Annotated in this window: 12 protein-coding genes; 7 read left to right on the forward strand and 5 right to left on the reverse strand. The window is 68.3% G+C overall.

The window, feature by feature from the left end:
• Positions 1-103 precede the first annotated feature (103 nt).
• Positions 104-589: a cyanase gene (cynS, locus tag Pth03_RS40305; protein ID WP_203949800.1), complete on the forward strand. Its 486-nt coding sequence runs from the start codon at positions 104-106 to the stop codon at positions 587-589.
• 36 nt (positions 590-625) lie between these two features.
• Here the strand turns inward: cynS and Pth03_RS40310 are convergent, their stop codons facing one another.
• The 4 genes from Pth03_RS40310 to Pth03_RS40325 all read right to left on the reverse strand — a co-directional run bounded on the left by Pth03_RS40310 (position 626) and on the right by Pth03_RS40325 (position 7,620).
• Positions 626-1,651, reverse strand: a complete 1,026-nt coding sequence (locus Pth03_RS40310) for a M24 family metallopeptidase (RefSeq protein WP_203949801.1) — start codon at positions 1,649-1,651, stop codon at positions 626-628.
• A gap of 72 nt (positions 1,652-1,723) precedes the next feature.
• Positions 1,724-2,398, reverse strand: coding sequence for a pyridoxine/pyridoxamine 5'-phosphate oxidase (locus Pth03_RS40315; protein ID WP_203949802.1), 675 nt, complete (start codon positions 2,396-2,398; stop codon positions 1,724-1,726).
• Between the two features lie 344 nt (positions 2,399-2,742).
• Entirely contained in the window at positions 2,743-5,982 is a 3,240-nt protein-coding gene (locus Pth03_RS40320; protein ID WP_203949803.1) for an AAA family ATPase, read from the reverse strand.
• A 288-nt stretch (positions 5,983-6,270) separates the two neighbouring features.
• Positions 6,271-7,620: a VTT domain-containing protein gene (locus Pth03_RS40325; protein WP_203949804.1), complete on the reverse strand. Its 1,350-nt coding sequence runs from the start codon at positions 7,618-7,620 to the stop codon at positions 6,271-6,273.
• Between the two features lie 651 nt (positions 7,621-8,271).
• Here Pth03_RS40325 and Pth03_RS40330 point away from each other — a divergent pair.
• Both Pth03_RS40330 and Pth03_RS40335 read left to right on the forward strand, forming a co-directional pair.
• A complete protein-coding gene (locus tag Pth03_RS40330) occupies positions 8,272-9,642 on the forward strand; it encodes a sensor histidine kinase (RefSeq protein ID WP_203949805.1) in 1,371 nt (456 codons plus the stop codon).
• A 137-nt stretch (positions 9,643-9,779) separates the two neighbouring features.
• Entirely contained in the window at positions 9,780-11,156 is a 1,377-nt protein-coding gene (locus tag Pth03_RS40335; protein WP_203949806.1) for a sensor histidine kinase, read from the forward strand.
• Positions 11,157-11,256: 100 nt separating this feature from the next.
• On the opposite strand, the gene Pth03_RS40340 is transcribed toward Pth03_RS40335, so the two are convergent.
• Positions 11,257-14,061 (reverse strand): helix-turn-helix transcriptional regulator, encoded by a 2,805-nt coding sequence (locus Pth03_RS40340; protein WP_203949807.1) that lies wholly within the window; start codon positions 14,059-14,061, stop codon positions 11,257-11,259.
• A 324-nt stretch (positions 14,062-14,385) separates the two neighbouring features.
• Here Pth03_RS40340 and Pth03_RS40345 point away from each other — a divergent pair, with 324 nt between their 5' ends.
• From Pth03_RS40345 to Pth03_RS40360, 4 genes are all read left to right on the forward strand, one after another.
• On the forward strand, positions 14,386-15,081 hold the full coding sequence (locus Pth03_RS40345; protein ID WP_203949808.1) for an alpha/beta fold hydrolase: 696 nt from the start codon (positions 14,386-14,388) through the stop codon (positions 15,079-15,081).
• A 161-nt stretch (positions 15,082-15,242) separates the two neighbouring features.
• Positions 15,243-15,707, forward strand: coding sequence for a hypothetical protein (locus tag Pth03_RS40350; protein ID WP_203949809.1), 465 nt, complete (start codon positions 15,243-15,245; stop codon positions 15,705-15,707).
• Positions 15,708-15,931: 224 nt separating this feature from the next.
• Positions 15,932-17,707, forward strand: coding sequence for a sigma-54-dependent Fis family transcriptional regulator (locus Pth03_RS40355; RefSeq protein WP_377356085.1), 1,776 nt, complete (start codon positions 15,932-15,934; stop codon positions 17,705-17,707).
• A 155-nt stretch (positions 17,708-17,862) separates the two neighbouring features.
• Positions 17,863-18,445, forward strand: a 583-nt coding sequence (locus tag Pth03_RS40360; protein WP_203949811.1) for a hypothetical protein, incomplete at its 3' end; no start/stop codon positions are given.

An 18,445-nucleotide genomic window follows, 5' to 3' on the forward strand; every position in this document is an offset into this window, starting at 1 on the left:
TCTCGCCGGCACGGGCGCCCATTCCTACTCCACCCGAACCTGACCGACCGGCCTTCTCGTTCGGTCCCCGCGCGTGGCCGGGACCGAACGAGACACCCAATGGATGAGCATCCGCTCGGCAACCGCCAACACCAACGGAGTAGATGTGGTCACCAAGCAGGAAGCAGCAGCAGCCGTCCGACACGCCAAGGTGGTTACCGGCGTGACATGGGAACAGCTCGCCCAAGCCATCGACCGGCCCTTGGCATGGACCACGGCCGCACTGCTCGGTCAGCACCCGATGAGCAAGGACGAGGCTGCAACAGCAGCGGCCCTGCTCGAACTCGGCGAGGACGTCGCCCTCGCCTTCCAGTTACAGCCAACCCGCGGGGCCCTCGACTCCGCCGTACCCGTCGACCCGACCATCTACCGGCTCTACGAGGTCATCCAGGTCTACGGGCCCACCATCAAAGAGCTCATTCACGAGCAGTGCGGCGACGGCATCATGAGCGCCATCAACTTCCGCCTCGACGTCCAGCGCGTACCCGACTCGGCCGGTGACAGGGTCGTCATCACCCTCGACGGGAAGTACCTGCCCTATCAGTGGTGACCGCACAGTCGCCCCTGCCGAGACCCCTGGGCGTGGTCACGCCAGATCGAGCAACTGCTCGTAGAAGCCGCCGAATCCGCGCGCCCGGTCCACGAAGTGCAGCTCCAGAATCCAGTGACAGGTCTTCCCCACACGGTCAGTGCGCCGCAGCGGGGTGTCGTTGTCCGGGGTGATGTAGGACTCCGCCTTCGCGCCGTCGTTCACCTCGTGCGGAAACTCCCCCACGAGATGCCCGGTGTGCCAAATGCCGATCTCCCAGCCGGCTTCGCCCGCCAGCCGCTCTACCTCGGCGTACAACTGCCGGCCGGTGATATCGGGATCGGCCGCGAACACGGCGCGGCCGGCGTCGAAGATGCGCGGCAGGTCGTGCAGCAGCCGGTGCTTGTCCGGGTCGTCGCCGAAGACGTACGTACGGCCGAAGTCGGCCTCGTACTCCTCGAAGATCGGGCCGAAGTCGGCGAAGGCGATGTCGTCCTCACCGATGATGCGGTCGGGTGGGTTGTCCCGGTACGGGCGCAGAGTGTTGGGCCCGGAGCGGATGATCCGCTTGTGCCAGTGCTTGGTCGTGCCGAACATGTCGTTGGCCAAGTCCCGGATGCGATCGCTCACCTCCCGCTCGCCGAATCCAGGTGCGACCAGTCCGCGAGCCTCCACCTCGGCGAACAAGGCGATGGCCTTCTCCTGCGCCGCCACCAGGCCCGCGGCCCGGAAGTCCTCGGCGGTCGCGGCGTCGACGTAGACCCAGGCCTTCTCGCCGGATCGCAGATCCGCCTTCACCCTCAGGTAAGCGTCGTCTTCGTAGGCATCGGCGGCCGCGAGGTCCGCCTCGGTGAGGGTGAACACCGTACCGTCGATCGCATCGTGCGGGTCGTCGGAGCGTACGGCCATCGGGTGCTCGGCGCTGCCGCTGTCGGAGATGACTGAAGGATCGGTGACGGCCACCGTCTCCAGGCGGAAGCCCAGCAGCGCGTCGGGTCGCCCTGCGAGCTCGCGTCCGAACCGAGCCACCTGCACCCGCGGCAGCCGCAAGGTCCCGTAGGAGAACAACAGATGATCGGGCAACCGAGCTCCCTGAAGAGATGCCGCATCTGCAAGATAGGCCGGGACCCTCGCACACGCAATCTCACGCAGCGCCTACGGCCACAGCAGGTGCCGCTGCCACGGAGCCTTGGCAGCGGTGCGTTCGTAGGACAGCCGGGTGTGGACGCGGCTCTTGTCCGCCTGCCAGAACTCGATCGCCACCGGAACGAGCGTGTACAGAGTCCATGCCTCTGCGACCAGATCGGGCTCCTGCTCGACACGGCTGCGCCACTTGTCGATGACCCGGTCCCGTTCGGCGATGTCGGCAAGGTGCCGGCTCTGGAGACCCAGCAGCGCCTCGGCCCGCGCCGGGACGGAGCGGGCCAGAAAGTCCGCCGCGCCGCGGTCAGCCGGCTCGGCGATCACGGGGCCGCGCACCCGGACCTGGCGTCCGAGGGCGGCCCAGTAGAAGGTCAGTGCCGCACTGGGCCGTACGGCCAGCTGGTGCCCCTTGGGACTGTCGGCGTGCACCGCGAACTGCCAGCCGTCCACATCGACGTTCTTGAGGATAAGAACTCGGGCCCAAGGCTCGCCGTGTTCGTCCACCGTCGACACCGTCATCGCGTGCGGATCGGGCAGCTCCGCGTCGACCGCCTCGGTGAGCCAGGAGAGGAACAGGTCCACCGGCTCGTCCGGAGCCGCAGCCGGGTCGAATGTGGCCAGCGGGCCAGCGAACACCTCCAGGCTCCTCAGCCACGCCCGCACGTCCCGTGAGGTGTCCTTGCTCACCGGGTCCTCCGTTTCCCCGTCACGCCTCTAACGGTTCGACCCTAATGCGCAAAGGCTCGGGCCCGGCTGGCATGCTGCTTGAGCTGCTGCCGTCTACAGGTTGGCGGCCACGTTGCCGCGCCACCAGCTGGAACAACTCCCACAGCTCATCGGGAAGCGGCCAGAGCTGCGAAGGCAATGTCGTACCGCCGGAACCGGGAGGCTTCTCCATCGGTCCATCCCTGTTCGACCGGGTAACACCACGGATCTACCGCGAGGAAACTTCGGACTCGTGCTGCGTCGACATGCCGGCACCCAGCCGCTACGCCATCGTGTGACGCGGTCCGCGAGAAGCTCCCTCACGATCAGGGCCGGGCCGGCGCCTCAGCCAGCCCGGCGAGCAGTTCCTCGGCACGCCGGGCGAACAAGTGGGCCTCGCGTTCGGTGGACAGCGCCCGGGCCCGTTCGGCGGCGGCCCGGACGGCGGCGACCGGCTCGCCGCGCGCCTGCATCAGCCGCGCCCGCAGCAGGAGCACCAGGCCCTCGGCGTAGCGCTGGCCGTACATGTCGAGGAACAGGTCGGCCTGGTCGAGGGCCGCGGCGGCCTCGTCCAACTTCCCGGCCGCCAGCCACATCTCGCCGAGCAGCCCGCACCAGGTGACCAGGCCCGAACGCGGCGGGTCGGCCAGCGCCACGGCGATGAGCCCCTGCGCCTCTGCCGCGGCGCCGGCCGGGTCCTCGCCGGTCACAGCGCGCGCCCAGCACCGAGCCAACCGCTGGTAGCTGCCGAGCCAGACGAAGGAGAACTCGGGATCCAGGGCGATCCCCCGCTCCGCCGCGCGCAGCGCCCACACCGGGTCGCCGGCCAGCGCCGCGACCGTGACAGCAAAGGCGGCCCAGACCGTGATCACGTAGGGGTCGTCGCCGGAGGCGGCCTCCATTGCGTCCAGCAGCGCCCGCGCCGCGTCGAGGTCGCCGTGCAGCGCGGTCATCAGCGCGTGCATCACGGGCCAAAGCAGCCACAGGTCGCGCCGAAGCGGGTCCCGCTCGCCCTGAGCCAGGTCCTCGAGCACGGTCGAGTCGGATCGGGTCAGGTAACGGAATGCCTCGCCGATGTTGCCGACGTCCCACTGGTGGAAGCCCCAGGCGTGCCAGCCGTAGGCGCGCACGGTCGGGTCGGCGGACGCCTCGCCCTGGTCGAGCAGCCGGCGCGCCAGCCGGCCGGCGCGGTCGAGCTGGATACCTTGGGAGTAAGCGACCCAGAGGGATAAGAGGAAACCGGCGGCCTCCCGTTCCCGGCCGAGGTCGCGGGCCAGGTGCTCGGCCCGCTCCAGCAGGTCGCGTGCCGACCCGACATACCCGGACCGCCCGACGACTACGGTGAGCTGTGACAGGGCGGACAGCTCCAGCTCCGCCAGGCCCGTTGTCCGCGCCACGTGCGCGGCTGACTGCAGCTGCCTCTCAGCGGCCTCGTACGCGGACTTGTTCGCCGCGTGGCGGCCCGCGCGCATCAACGCGCCCGCGGTCCGAGCCGGGGCCGCCAGCGGGCCGGCAGCCCACAGGTGATGGGCGAGGCGTTCGGCCACCGGCTCGTCGTCCGCGGTCGTAAGCTCCAGCGCGTCCGCGATGCGCAGGTGCAGCTGGGTCACCCGTCGCTGCGGTGTGGTTTCGACGACCGACTCGCGGACCAGGTCGTGCGCGAAGCGGAACGAGTACGGGTCGCCGGGCGTGGGACCGAGCAGGCCGAGCGCTTCCAACGGCTCGAGGCGGTCGAGGCAGGTCTGGCCGTCGATGTCCGCGGCGCGTGCGAGCAGGGCGAGGTCGACGTCCCGGCCGATGAGCGCGGCGATCTGGAGCAGATCTATGGCGTCGTCGTCGAGGCCGGCCATCCGATCCCGGACCACGTTTCGCACGGTGGACGGCAACCCGGCCCGGGCCATGGCGTTCACGGTGAGGGTACCGCCGTCGGCAAGGAGCCGGGACAGCTCCCGGACGAAGAACGGGTTACCGGCGGTGCGCGCGTATATGCCGCGAGCGGCGCCCGGGCCGGGAGTCTGGCCGGTCTCGCGGCGGACGAGCTCAGCCACCTCGGCCGGGCCCAGCGGGCCGAGCCGGATCCGGCGGTGACGGGGCAGCCGGCTCGCCGCGGCGAGCATCCGAGCCAGCTCCGAGCCAGGCACGGGCGCACGGTCGCGTAGCGCGCCGATGACCACAGCGCCGCCCGGTAGCCGAGCCGCCAGGTGACGGAACAGATCCAGCGAGGCGGTGTCGGCCCACTGGAGGTCGTCGACGACGAGCACCACCGGCCGCCGCACCGATACTCGGCCGACGAGCGCGACGGCCTGCTCGAACAGGCGGAACTGGGCACCGCTGTCCGGCATCACCGGCGTTGTGGAAACGCCGGCGTGCGGTTCCACGAGGCGGCCGAGCTCGCCGGCCTGCCACTCCTCCCGTGCCGCGGCGGGCAGGCCGTCGAGGATCGCGCCGACCGCCTGTACCCAGGGCCACATCGACGGCGTGCCGTCTCCTTCGAGACAGCGGCCCCAGACGACCAGCGCGCCGCGCCGGTCCGCCTCGGCGCCGCCCTCTTCCAGCAGGCGGGTCTTGCCCACCCCCGGCTCGCCCTCGACGACGACGAGCCCCGTGCCGCCGGCGAGCGCCGACTCCACCGCCTGCCGCAGCACCGCGAGCTCCTCGTCCCGGCCGACCAGGTGGGCGGCCGGTGACATTCGGGGGGAGGTTGCCTTCTTGGCGCGGCTGACGGATATGGGCAGGTCGTCTACCTGGTCGGTCGGTAGACGCAGCGGGCTCAGCATCCGCTGGTGCGCGGCGAGCAACGCCGGGCCGGGATCGATGCCGAGCTCCTCGGTGAGCCGGGTGCGAACCGTCCGGAGCACCGACAGCGCCTCTGCCTGCTGGCCGGCGGCGGCCAGAGCGGAGACGAGGCTCGCCTGCACAGATTCGTGAAACGGCGCGATCCTGGCGGCAAGCCGCAGGGGCTGGAGTGCCCGCTCAGGCTGCCCTCGCGACACCGCGAGCTCGGCCGCCGCCACGCAGGCGTCGAAGAACTCGCCGTCCAGCCCGGTGAATATCGCGGTCGCGGTCGTCAGCTCACCACCGGCGGAACCGTGCCAGAGCCCCAACGCCTGTACGTAGCAGTCGAGCGCCTCGTCGAAGCACTTCTCCGCGAGGCGCGCCTTGGCCGCTTCGACGAACTCCCGGAAGGTGACGACGTCCAACGTGCCGGGGCCGGCGGCGAACAGGTAACCGCTGCCACGGCGCTGCAGGTACGAGCCGGTGCCGCGGGTCGGCAGCGCTGGTTCCAGAATCCGACGAATTGCGCCGACGTACTTCTGGAGGATGTTGAGCGCCGAGGCCGGAGCGTCGTCGCCCCAGATCAGATCGATCAGCGCGCTCGTGCTGATCGGCCGGCCCGCATGGGCGAGGAGCAGGGCGAGCAGATAGGCCTGCTGCCGAGGCCCGGTGTCCAGCTCGACACCGTCCCGCCACACCCGCAACGGACCGAGAATCTGCAGGCGCAGGTTGTCACCGGAGGACGGCCGGCCGTGGCTGCCGGCACGGACCGGAGGCAATGAGCTACCCACGCCAGTTCCCATCCCGAATTGATCTGTGCCCGCAGTCTATGCGCGGACACCAGCCGACAGGGAAGTCGCCGTTCACCACTCCTGGGTTCTCGTTCAGCGCTGGTCAAGTTCGCATTCGTACGTTGAGGCCGCTGGGGAACGAACTCAAGCTGAAGGGCCACAACAATGCTGCAGAAGATCTTCAACGCGCCGACGCCGGCCGATCGGAAGGGCGCATCGCCGCATGCGACCAGGCAACATCGGGCGCTCACCTGACAGCCCCGGTGGCCAGGCGTGAAGCGCCATAACTCAGCCAGCCGGACTGCGAGGCGCGTGGTTCGGCGCCGTCAGCGTGTCGACGAGGAGCAGAGCCGTGCACCAGGCGGCACCGAGTGCCCAGGAGGCAATGATGTCGCTGGTCCAGTGGACCCCCAGATACAGACGGGCCGAACCCTCTCCCGCCGCTACCACGAGCGCCGCCTGCCAGAGCGCCACCTTTCTGGGCCACGAGTCGCGACGGCCCAGCAGGTACGCGGTGAGGGCGGCGGCGACCACGGTCGTGGCCGTGTGCAGGGACGGGAAGGAGTAGCCCGCTTCCCGGATCGCCCACCACTGCACGGGCGGCCGGCTGCGATGCACGATCAGCTTGACGGCGATGTCCAGGAGGGTGACGCCGCCGATCCCTACCACCACCAGAACTAGCGGCCGCGCGGCCCTTGCCGGACCGGCCTGCCACGCGGCGACAATCACGGCGACGGCCGTGGCCGCCCACGGCACGGTGGAAGCGGTGACCGCGATCATCGTCGTCACCTGCGGCTCCCTGTGCTCGGCGACCCAGCGCAACAGGGGAAGATCGAACGCGGCGATCCCCTCGCGCCTCACCACAGCCTCGGAGACCGCCGCGAACAGCAGGCTCACCGCGAGCAACACCGCCAGCGAAAGCGCGACACCGCTTGCCGGCCGCAGGCGCCGTACGATCCGGATGACGGCACGGCCGGGGACGGCGATCGGCGGCCACGCCGCCCCGCGGACGGCCAAACGCCGCACCCGATCGGGATTGCGGGCCACCCAGCGGGCGCCCAGCACCGCACCGATCAGCAAAGTCAGGCAGATCACCACCAGCAGGCCGGCCCGTCCGGCGACCTGCTTCACCAGCAGGTAGGAGCCGCCCGCGAGATACCCCATCGCCACGGTCCCCGCGCCCCACATGAGGCCGCCAGGTACGTCATAAACCAGAAATCTGAGGTACGGCAGGCGGCCCATGCCGGCCAGCATCGGCATCAAGGCGCGTAGCAGGCCGACCCACCGGCCGAAGAACACCGCCCACCCTCCGCGCCGCCGCAGAAAGGCTTGAGCACGGTCCCAACGATCCTCGCCCACCCGGCGGCCAAGCCGGCTGTCGCGCACCCGCGACCCCAGCCTCCATCCGATCCAGTAGCTGATCGAATCCCCGATGACCGCGCCCACCCCGGCAGCAACCATCATGATGAGCAGGTTTGCCTGCCCAGTGAAGACGAGGAAACCGCCGATCAGCAGCGTGACCTCACCCGGAACCAACAGCCCGATGAGCGCCGCCGTCTCCGCGCAGGCCATAAGCCCGACCATGACATAGGCCCACGGTCCGGCCGCCGCCATGAACTGCTGTAGCCACTGCGTCACCGGATTCCCCCGCCGGAACGAAGACTGTCTCACCGCCACGCGTGGGAGCCGCGCGCGACCTACCACGGGTTGGTGCATGCTGCCGATCGCTCATCCACGATCTTTCCCCGTCTTCGGGCAGCAACCGCGCACGCCGAGCCCGATGGTCGTCTCGGTTCAGCTGGTCCCCTGCCGTCCAGTCCGCACGGCCCTCACTCTGCTGCAAAAGCGATCTCGACAAAATCATCTTTTCGCGGCATCGGTGCCGAGTTATTTTTTGGTGCCAGCACCTATGTGCGGAACCCCGGCAGCCCCCACCGATGGTTGCATGTAAGCAGGGATGTATACGGTAGCCCGTAGTCCGTATGCTCATACATCGGCGCCGACAACAAACGGTGCTTCTCCAGGTTGACTGCACCCACTAAGAGACGGTTAGTGGCCGTTCTCTCTCGACGAGCGCTGACGTCAGGACCTCCTCGGCGAGATCCGCAGACGTAATGACGGAGTGATGCGGCCATAGCCACCACTCCATATTCGGCCTGGCGACGGTGCAGACGCAGCAAGAGTCTCGGCCGCCTATTGAAGTTTCCGGCAGACACACGGGCCACAGCTCAGGACGAATCAATGAGATTTCACAAACGGACGCGCTCGATCCGCGCACGGTGCGCGACTGTGGCGGCGCTCTTCGCGTTGCTTGTATTCAGTGTGATCGGGGTCGCCCTGGATATCGCTATCCGCAAAACCATCGAAAGCCGGATGTGGGTGATGACGACACGAGCGGCGAGCGAGTGGATCGCCAGGATGAAGCCCGGCCGGATACCCGCGCCGCATTTGACGGTGGACGTTCCGCTCCTCCAACTCGTCGACTCCCACGGACGCGTGGAGGCGGCCTCGCCGGCGGCGGCAGGCTGGCCGCCGCTGAGCACGGCGCGCCCTACGTACAGCAACCACATCCTTCATCTTGAGCGATGCTTACACGGCCAATGCATCCTGGTCACGGCGATCCGAGTCTCACCGCAGGAAGCCTCCCTGCTCTGGCGAGGCGATCCCCATGTCGTCTACGCAGGACTGCCAGAGCCATACATCCTGGCCACCACCCGGCTGGAATCCTTCATTCTGGCCATGACCTTGCTGGCCGTCGCAGTAATAACGTGGATCATCTGGGTTGTGGTCGGCAAGACGCTCCGCCCGGTGGCGGACATCCGCACCCGCGTCTCCGAGATCACGGTGAGCGACCTACGGCTGCGTGTACCCGAGCCGCCCCATGACGATGAAATCGGGCAGCTGGCTCGCGCCGTCAACCACACTCTGGCCCGCCTGGAAGAGGCTGTGGAGTACCAGCGGCACTTCGCGTCACTCGTTTCCCATGAACTCAGAACGCCCATAACCGCCCTCCAAACTCGGCTCGACGAGGCGGTGCTTTATCCGGACCAGGTCGATACACGGGAGACGATTGCAGCGAGTCTGTCAATCGCCGGGAGACTGCGCGCTGTGATTGACGACATGTTGATGTTCACTCGACTTCGAACTGCGTCTGCGCCATCCCCTGAACCCGTCGACCTCGGCGTGGTGATAAACGACGAACTGCTCACCACATGCCGCGATGTGCCGGTGTTCACCCACGTTGAGGGCGACGTGAAGGTCTTGGGAAGTGGGTCGCAGCTGATCGGCGTACTGAACAATCTCGTGGTCAACGCGCAAAGGCATGCCAACACCCGGGTTGAGGTCAGCGCGGCACGTCTGGACGGCCACGTTGTCGTATCGGTTACCGATGACGGCGATGGGATCGCGCCTTGCGACCGCGAACGCATCTTCAAACCCTTTGTCCGCCTGGATGACGGGCGCCGGAAAGATCCCAACGGCACCGGACTGGGTCTGGCCATCTCACGAGCGACTGCCGTCGCTCACCACGGGACGTTGCAGGTCGAAGACTCCCCACGAGGCGCGCGATTCGTGCTTCGCCTACCGGCGATGGAGCCGAAGCACCCACGCCCTCCATCGTCCGGCCATGGAACAGAGGCCCCTGACCTCGATCCTTGGTGACTACCCGTGCCTGTTGGCTTGGTGCGGCGCGAGGACCTGGGACAAATTCCCTGGGCGTAGAAGCGTAAGACGTCACCGCACGGTCGGCGGGCGGGGTTTCCCATCGGCTGAATCGGACTATGCGGAGTGAGGCCATCATGAAGCTAGAGAATTGCTCGCTCAGAGGCCGCCTGGCGCTGTTCACCAGCGCGGCGGTGGGTGTGCTGTGCATTGTGTTCTCGATCGTCCTGTTGTTCACCCTCAATAGGGTTGCCACCCAGAACCTCACCAAAGAAGTGACCGCGGTGGGTGAACTGGCCGGCTATTACGTCGATCGTGGAGAGCTCGTCAATCCCCTTCCGCCTATCTCCAACAACCTGATCCGTCCAGTCCAGGTGGTCGACCCGCACGGGCGGGTGGTCGCCGCGACCAGGGACCTGCAGCACCAGCCCGTCATGGCGCATTTCTTTCCGAAGAGCCCTCACCAAGTGGCCAGTGCCGTCGTCTGCAACTCCGTCCTTCCCGGTGGTTGCCACATCGTCGTCGCCCAGCAGGTGTATCGGGACGGCGACTGGACGATCTACAGTGCCGCGCCGACGCTGCCTTTCTACGTGTATCCGGGTGTGACGGCCATCCTGGTCACGGGAACGGTCATTTTCACGATCGCAGTGGCCTACGGAGCGCGGCGCACCGTCACCAGGTCGCTCAGACCCGTGGATGCCATCCGGGCCCAGCTTGACCACATACGGAGCAACAACTTGGGCCGCCGGGTTCCGGTGCCCGTAGCCAAGGACGAGATCTACCAGTTGGCCCGCAGCGTCAACCAGACGCTGGATCGACTGGAGGACGTGCTGGAACAGCAGCGGCGGTTCTGCTCCGACGCCTCCCACGAGTTGCGCACGCCGATCACCGCTATCCGCGCCCAGATCGAGGACGCCCTCCTGGCACCCGAAGACGTCGCCCTCGACGCATTGTGCAACGCCGTGCTCCCGAGCGTTGAGCGTCTCCAGTCGATCGCTGCCAACCTGCTGACGCTCACTCGGCTGGATGCTGGGGTGCTGTATGAGCGGGAGTCCGTCGACCTGGCCGAGCTCGTCGCCGCAGTGCTGAACAGCCACCAGGCGACGCGGAGGATCGTCCAAGATCTGGCACCGGGAGTGATCGTCAGAGGTGACCAGGCGCGACTGCGCCAGTTGATCGGCAACCTGATCGACAACGCCCAGCGACATGCCTCCTCCACGATCACCATCTCCGTACGGCAGACGAACGGCGACTCGCCGCTCGCGGGAGAAGTCGCGGAACTGCAGGTGCTCGACGACGGCGGCGGAATCGCGGCCGACCAGCGGGAAACGGTGTTCCAGCGGTTCACCCGACTGGACACCGCCCGCAGCAGGGACGCCGGCGGAGTCGGCCTCGGCCTCCCCATCGCCCGGCAGATCGCCGAAAGCCACGGCGGCACACTGACGATCCAGGACAGCAACACAGGCGCACGCTTCGTCGTCCGGCTTCCCTTGCCCCAACCGCCCGGCGGTTGAGCACTGGCTGGTGCGTGACATCGCCGACCGACGCCGTTCAGCAGGGTGTCGACCATAGAGGACAGTAGGCAGCCGGCGGACATGCTCGATTGCATCAACCTCAGGGGATCACGGGCGGCGGCGCTTCGTCGTCGAGGCCTGCCAGCGCGTCGCGTAGGGCGGCGCGTGAGGTGATGCCGAGCTTCGGGAAGACCTGGTAGAGGTGGGTCCCGACGGTCCGGGGCGACAGGAAGAGCCGTTCGCCGATCTGCTTGTTGGTCAACCCGGCGGCGGCGAGTTCGGCGATCTCACGCTGCTGCGGGGTGAGGGATCCCACACCGGTGGGGGCGTGGTGGCCGATGCTCTGCCCGGTCGCGCGCAGCTCACTCGCGGCCCGTGCGGCCCATGGCCGGGCCTCCAGCCGCTCGAATGTGTCCAGGGCGTAGACGAGGTGCCTGCGGGCCTCGACAGTCGCTTTGTTACGCCGTAGCCGCTCTCCGTAGGCGAGGGCGATACGCGCGCGTTCGAACGGCCAGTGCTCGCCGCCGGCCACGGAAAGCGCCCGCTCGAACAGGATGGCCGCGTCCTCGTCGCCCGCCACCAGGGCGGCTGCAGCGTCGACGGCCATGGCCAGCCGCGACGACAGAGCGGCGACCCCGCAGGCGCGTACCGCCTCAACGTGCGCGACCGCTTCCGCCGTTCGCCCGGTGCGCACCGCCGCCTCGACGACATCCATGATCACCCACAGCGCATGCGGCACATGGGTGGCCAGCTCGCCGGCTGCCGTGATCGTGGTCGTGTGCCGGTAAGCCTGCTCGAAGTCCCCGCGGCCCAGCGCGTCGAGGATCAAGGCCTGGGCCGCGATGCGCTGGACCAGTCCGGCCCGCCGCGGCGTCGCCCATGTCGTCATCCGGTCGGTCAGGGCTTTGGTGGCCTCATGGTCGCCGCGGGCAGCGGTCAGCATCGCCAACAGGTACAGCCCCAAGCATTCCAGCAGCCGATAGTTGTGCAGCCGGCACAGCTCGACGTGCTCCTCGGCCAGAGCTTGCAGCTCATCCCACTCGCCGGTGATGAATTGATCCAGCCCGAGCAACGATCGGGCGTGCAGGGTCAGCGTCACCGCGGCGCCACCACGATGGTCGCGCAGGATGCGCCACAAGGCGGCCCGGCACAAGGTCAGCCGATCCACGAACATCGCGGCCAGCCCCACCCGGACGCTCCAGACCGGGTCGCCGTGCCCGTCCAGATCGACGATCGCCGCCTCGATCCGGGCGAGCAGCGCGGACGCCGTACGGGCTGGATCGGCGAAGGTGCCCGCCAGCAGCGCGAGCAGCTCCGGAACCGGCGCGGCCAGCTGGGCGAACGCCGCGTGGAACGGCGTCCACAACTCGGCTCGCCCGCCGAAGTAGCAGACCCAGCCCAGGGTGTAGAACGCCTCGACGAGCGTGTTGTCCCCGCTGACGTAGGGCGCGGGCTGCATCTCGATGGCGCCGACCAGCAACCGGTGCGCGGTGTCGACGTCTCCCTCACCGCTGAGCAGCAAGTGATGGGCGGCCGCGACGGCCGAGACCAGCGACCTGGCTTTCCCGCTCTCGCCCTGCCGGGCATCGGCGAGCAGGCGTGGCACCTCTCGCAGGTCGCCGGTCATCACCGCCCCGAAGTACGCGGCCTCGGCGAGCCGCCTGCTCCGGTCGGCGCCGACCGGACTGAGATCGGCGGCCCTCAGCAGAGCGGTGACCGAGCCGGCCGCGTCGCCGCGGCTGCGGATCGTGTGAGCCGTCTCCTCCAGCAGCCGTGCCACCCGCTCGTCCGTACCGACCGTGGCGTTGGCCAGATGCCACGATCTGCGCTCCTGACTGCCCGACTGCCGCTCGGCGAGCATCGCGTGCGCTCGCAGCCGTTCCTCTACTGTGGACAAGTCGACGACCGCCGAACGCGTCAGCGGATGCCGGAACCTCACCAGGCCCGCCCCCTCTTCGACGGCGACCAGCCCCGCCCGCTCGGCCGGGGCCAGCGCCGCCGCGTCGGCGCCGAGCGCCACAAGCGCGGGCAGGCTGCCCGTCCCGTCCAGCGCCAACAGCAGCAGCACCTGCCGTGTCGACGGCGGCAGCCCGCTGATCCGCGACTCGAACGTCGCTTGGAGACGACCGCTCAACGGCAGCACCTCCGGCAGCCGAGCGGCACCGGATCGTTGCCGGCCCGACAGCGCAAGGGGAAGCTCAAGCAAGGCCAGCGGGTTCCCCTGCGCCTCCGTCAGGAGACGTCGCCGCACCGCGGGCACGAGCGCGGGGAACCAGTGCGCCGCCAGCGCGTCTGCGGCCTCGTCCGCGAGTGGCCGCACCTCATGATCGGGCAGGCCGGCACGGTCGAAGAAACTTTCGTCGCCGGACCGGTAGGCGGCCAGGAAACCGACCCGCGTGCCCGCCACCCGGCGGGCGACGATCGCCAAGACCATGGCGCTGGCCCGATCCAGCCATGGCAGGTCGTCGACGACCACCAGCACGGGGCGGGTCACCGCCGCGTGGGACAACAGCGCCAAGGCCGCGTTCGCGATCACCAGCAAGCCCGGCGGGGAACCGGCTCGAAGGCCCAGCGCAACGCCGAGTGCCCTGCGGTGCACCGGGTTCAACGCGTCGAGATCGCCCACCATCGGGTACAAGGCCTGATGGAGCGTGGAGAAGCTGTGGCCCGCCTCGAACTGCGTGCCTGACGCCCGCAAGACGTGAGTGCCGGCTGCCTCGGCGTACGCGCTCGCCGCGTCCAGCAGCGCCGTCTTCCCGATACCGGGCTCGCCGAACAACAGCAGGGCTCCGCCATACTGGCGGGCGCGGTCCACCAAAGAGCGGAGTACGCGGAGATCGTCGTCGCGGCCGAACAGATCAGCGTCGCCGACCGTCTTGGGATCGTCGGCTGGCGAATCGGCCACGTAGGCACCTCCATCTACCCCGGGATGGCCCAGCCCGGTGGTCCGTCATCCTATGGAACCAGCGGGAGCCACAAACTCGATCATCCCGGTTTGGGGCATACGACAGTGCTCTTACCGGTTGTAGGCGCGCAGCGAAGCGCTCCGGCTCCGCCCGCCCCCACCGGTACCCGGACCTGATGCACGACGCCACCCAGGAGCCCGACGCCTTCACCACCGGCGCGACCATCGCCTGTCCGTCGGTCAAGCATCCAAGTCATTTGACGCAATCGACGGACCGGCGGCCCGGCCTAGCGTGGCACCAGTACCCCCCGAGGAGGATTGAGAATGAGTTCTGGTGACCCCATCCGCAACGTGGTGCTGGTGCACGGCGGCTTCGTCGACGGCGCCGGCTGGCAGGCGGTGTACGAGCTGCTCAAGGCCGACGGCTACCAGGTGAGCATCGTGCAGAACCCCACCCTGTCGCTGGCCGGCGACGCCGCCGCGACCCGGCAGATTCTCGACCGGCAGGACGGACCCACCGTGCTGGTCGGCCATTCGTACGGCGGGGCCGTCATCAGCGAAGCCGGCACCCACGACAAGGTCGCGGCCCTCGTCTACATCGCCGCTTTCGCGCCTGACAAGGGCGAGTCCGTCAACACGCTGATCGCCGACCCGCCGCCCGGCGCCCCGGTTCCCCCGATCCTGCCGCCGGTCGACGGCTTCCTGTTCCTGGACCGCGACAAGTTCCACGACTCGTTCGCCGGAGATCTTCCGGCCAACCGCGCGGCCTTCCTCGCGGATTCGCAGGTGCCGTGGGGCCTGGACGCGCTCGGCGGCGCGGTGACCGAGCCGGCCTGGCGCGCCAAGCCGAGCTGGTACCTGGTCGCCACCGACGACAAGATGATCCCGCCGCCGGCGCAGCGGGCGATGTCCGAGCGTGCCGGCTCCGTCGTCGCCGAGGTCCCCGGCAGCCACGCCATCTACGAATCCCGTCCCGACGCGGTCGCAAGCCTGATCAAGCAGGCCGCCACCGGACGGTAGGCGGGTGGCGGCGGACGCTCCGGCCGTACTCCGGTAGGTAGGCCGGGGCGCCCCCGCTGATCAGATCGGCCATGGTGGACCCCCTTAACGACCCGACCAGCTTGACTCCATTCGGTATACTGTATGGAGAATCTGTCAAATGTTCAACCACAAGGGGGTTCATGGTGGTTGACCAGCGACAAGTACTGCGCTACCTCGCTTCGATACAACTGCACGACAAGGACAGGGTCCTTGATGACCTTGAGCTCCTGCGGCGCATCACCGACTGGGTCAACGGGCTCGAGGACGACTTGCGCCTCGCGCAGGACCTGCAAAGGCTGTGGGTCTCTCAACTGCAGCAGTCCCGCCGCTACACCTGCGCGCTACTTGCCCGGGTGATCGACAGCCCGTCCGGACCCACCGCCATCACGCGTATCAGGCTCCGCTACGCCGAGTTGCTCCGCCAGTGGACCACTCGCGAGCAGTGCCCCGACAGCAAGGAGCTGCTGCACGATGCCCTGCTGATCGCGCGGCACGACGCAGACGATCCGTCCTTGCCGGAGTGGATCCGGTGGGAAAATCGCATCCGGGCGATGTGGATCGAGAAGGTGAAATACGCCTTATTCGGCGAGGTATGCCCCGAGTAGACGGCGGGCCGGTTTCCCAGCAGCCTCACGATAGGCATCAAATGGGGTGCCGACCCAGTGGTGCGGTTGAGCACCGCCGGTCAGTGGTTATCGCAAATGGTGATGATCCGTTTGCTGATGGATCGCGATTTACGCGGAATTCTTCCTGTATATCGCGTGTTTTTTATGCGATATCCGAACTTCCAGTTGTGATCCATTGTGTCTGCATTTATGGAGGCTGACACATGCCCAATAGTGGAGGGACGGCTGAGAGCGTCGCGCGGGCACGCGAGTGTTTCCTGAAAACCGGGACGGTGCCTGCGACGCAGGTGCGCCCCGGCATTGAGGAGTCGTGGCGCCGTTCTCGCTTGTCCGGAGTCGGCTACGACGATCTCAACCCGCCGTACTTCGAAGGTCTCGACACCGATGGACGGCTCGTGCTCGCCGCGAAGCCGGTGCTGGACCGGCTGGAGCAGACGCTGCTGGATGCCCCGGTGAGCCTGATCCTCTCCGATGCTCGGGGCCGGCTCCTGGATCGCCGTGTGAACCATGGCTCCTTCAGGCGGCACCTCGACAGGATCCGGCTGGCTCCGGGGTTCAGCTATGCCGAGGAGCACGTCGGCACCAACGGCATCGGGACCGCGCGTGAGACGCGGCAGATCACTTTTGTGGACGGAAGCGAGCACTTCGCCGCGCCGTTGCACGCAGTGGCGTGTGCCACCGCTCCGATCATCGATCAGCTGACCGGGCGGCTGGCAGGCCTTGTGGACATAACGTGCTGGTCCCCGGGCGACGGCCCGGTGATGTCCGCTGTGGTGTGCGGCGCTGCCAGGGACATCGAGCGGCGGCTGGCGGAGCTCGGCTCCGAGCGCGAGCGGACGCTGCTGGAGCAGTTCATGTCCGCGGAGCGCCACGGCGGTCAGGCGGTCGTCGCGGTCGCCGACGATCTGACGATGGCGAATCGGCGGGCCGCCGATCTGCTCGAGCCTTCTGACCACGCGATCCTGCGGGACAAAGTGGCTGAACTGGTGGGTGCGGGCGGGAACCACGCGACCAGTTTTGCGCTGTCCGGTGGTGAGCAGGTCACGATGCGCTGCACCCCCGTCGAGGCGAACAGCGCCGTGGTGAAGATCTCCCTCACGGACGGCCACCGGTCGCCGCCCCGACCGCGGATGCGGCCTGCCGATCTGAAGCTGGCCGGCACGTCGACGGTATTCGCCAATGTCTGCGCGAACCTGGCGATGCATCGTCAGGCATATACGCGGGTGCTCTTGGAGGGCGAGCCGGGTGTGGGCAAGGTGGCGCTCGCCAGGGCCGTCCATTGCCGGTACGCGCCGGAAAGATCGTTCATGGTGATCGAGTCCACCGCCGATGTGGCCGGCCAGTGCCGGGCGGCTCTCGGCGCCTCGGGAGGCACTGTGGTCCTGCGGCATGTGGAATCGTTCAGCGGCGAGGCACGCGCAGCGGTGGTGGACTGGCTGGACACGATCGCCGGAGACACTGATCGAGTCTGGGTGGTCGCCACCGCCGACGTCGGCGCCGAACTCCCCGACGACCTGCTCGGCAGGCTGCCGGCGACGCTCACCGTGCCGCCGCTGCGCCACCGCATCGAGGATGTACGGGAGTTGGTGCCCGCGCTGCTGAGCACCTCTACCTCGGGCCGGTCGGTCTCGTGCGGCCCGGCGGCCATGCGGGTGCTCCTCCGCTCGACCTGGCCCGGCAACGTCACCGGGCTCGCCCAGGCTCTCTGTCACGCCCTGGCCCGGCGGCGGGTCGGGCAGATCCAGCCCGAGGACCTGCCGGAGTCGTGTCACGTGACCGCAAGTCACGTCCTCACCCGATGGGAGACGATCGAGCGCGACGCGATCATACGCGCGCTGCTGGAGACCCATGGCGACAAGGCCGCGGCGGCCGACCTGCTCGGCATCTCCCGGACGACCGTGTACCGCAAGATCAGCGCGTACGGCATCACAAACCCGCTCACGTGTTCCAAAATGGAACACCTAGGGCCAGGGCCATGAGGTTGTTTGTTTGCATGCGAACAACCCTTAATCAGGTCTTCGCTCATGCCCTCGCCCGGCGAGCGCGCCAGACCGCGCGCGAAGTGTCGCAGGACTCACAACAGTCCCTGCAAGGGCATGGGAAATTCAAGTGTTCGATCATCGCGCGAGTCACGGTGTTCACCGGCGTGGTGGCCGCCATGCTGTCGACGATGCTGGCCGTCGTATTGATGATCGCCATCCATCGTTTCGCCACCGGCTCGCTCATCCAGGAGGTCCGCGCGTCTAGCGGCCGGGTGGTCCAGAAGGTGGAACAGTACGCCCGGGCAGATTTCCCGCGCACGCAGCATGATTCCCGCGACGTCCAGATCGTCGACCAGCGCGGGCATGTCGTCGGCTCCACGGCGGCGCTGCGCGGCAGGCCGCACATGGCGACGTTCGCCCCGGGCAGCCAGAACAGCAAGCAGGGAGTCGTCTGCGACGGGGTGTTCGGGGCCGGCCAGTGCCATATCGTGGTCGCGCAGTCGGCCCACCGGCCTGGTGGCGACTGGATCGTGTACGCCTCCTCGCCCGTGGTGCCCTGGTGGGTCGAGCCGCAGTTGGCCGCCCTTGTCGGCGGGTCCGCGATCATCTTGGTCGTGGCCGTCACGTACCTCGCCAACCGGATCGCCGCCGCGTCCCTTCGGCCGGTCGGTGCCATCCGACGGGAACTCGACGAGATCAACGCGACCTGTCCCGGACGCCGGGTACCGATTCCTA

Source organism: Planotetraspora thailandica, from assembly GCF_016863335.1.
Classification (GTDB): domain Bacteria; phylum Actinomycetota; class Actinomycetes; order Streptosporangiales; family Streptosporangiaceae; genus Planotetraspora; species Planotetraspora thailandica.

What these genes read in the sequence shown, in the direction of transcription:
- Pth03_RS40350 (WP_203949809.1), top strand. Translation starts at nt 15,243, where the DNA reads ATGGTGGTTGACCAGCGACAAGTACTGCGCTACCTCGCTTCGATACAA.
- Pth03_RS40355 (WP_377356085.1), top strand. Translation starts at nt 15,932, where the DNA reads ATGCCCAATAGTGGAGGGACGGCTGAGAGCGTCGCGCGGGCACGCGAG.
- cynS (WP_203949800.1), top strand. Translation starts at nt 104, where the DNA reads ATGAGCATCCGCTCGGCAACCGCCAACACCAACGGAGTAGATGTGGTC.
- Pth03_RS40335 (WP_203949806.1), top strand. Translation starts at nt 9,780, where the DNA reads ATGAAGCTAGAGAATTGCTCGCTCAGAGGCCGCCTGGCGCTGTTCACC.
- Pth03_RS40345 (WP_203949808.1), top strand. Translation starts at nt 14,386, where the DNA reads ATGAGTTCTGGTGACCCCATCCGCAACGTGGTGCTGGTGCACGGCGGC.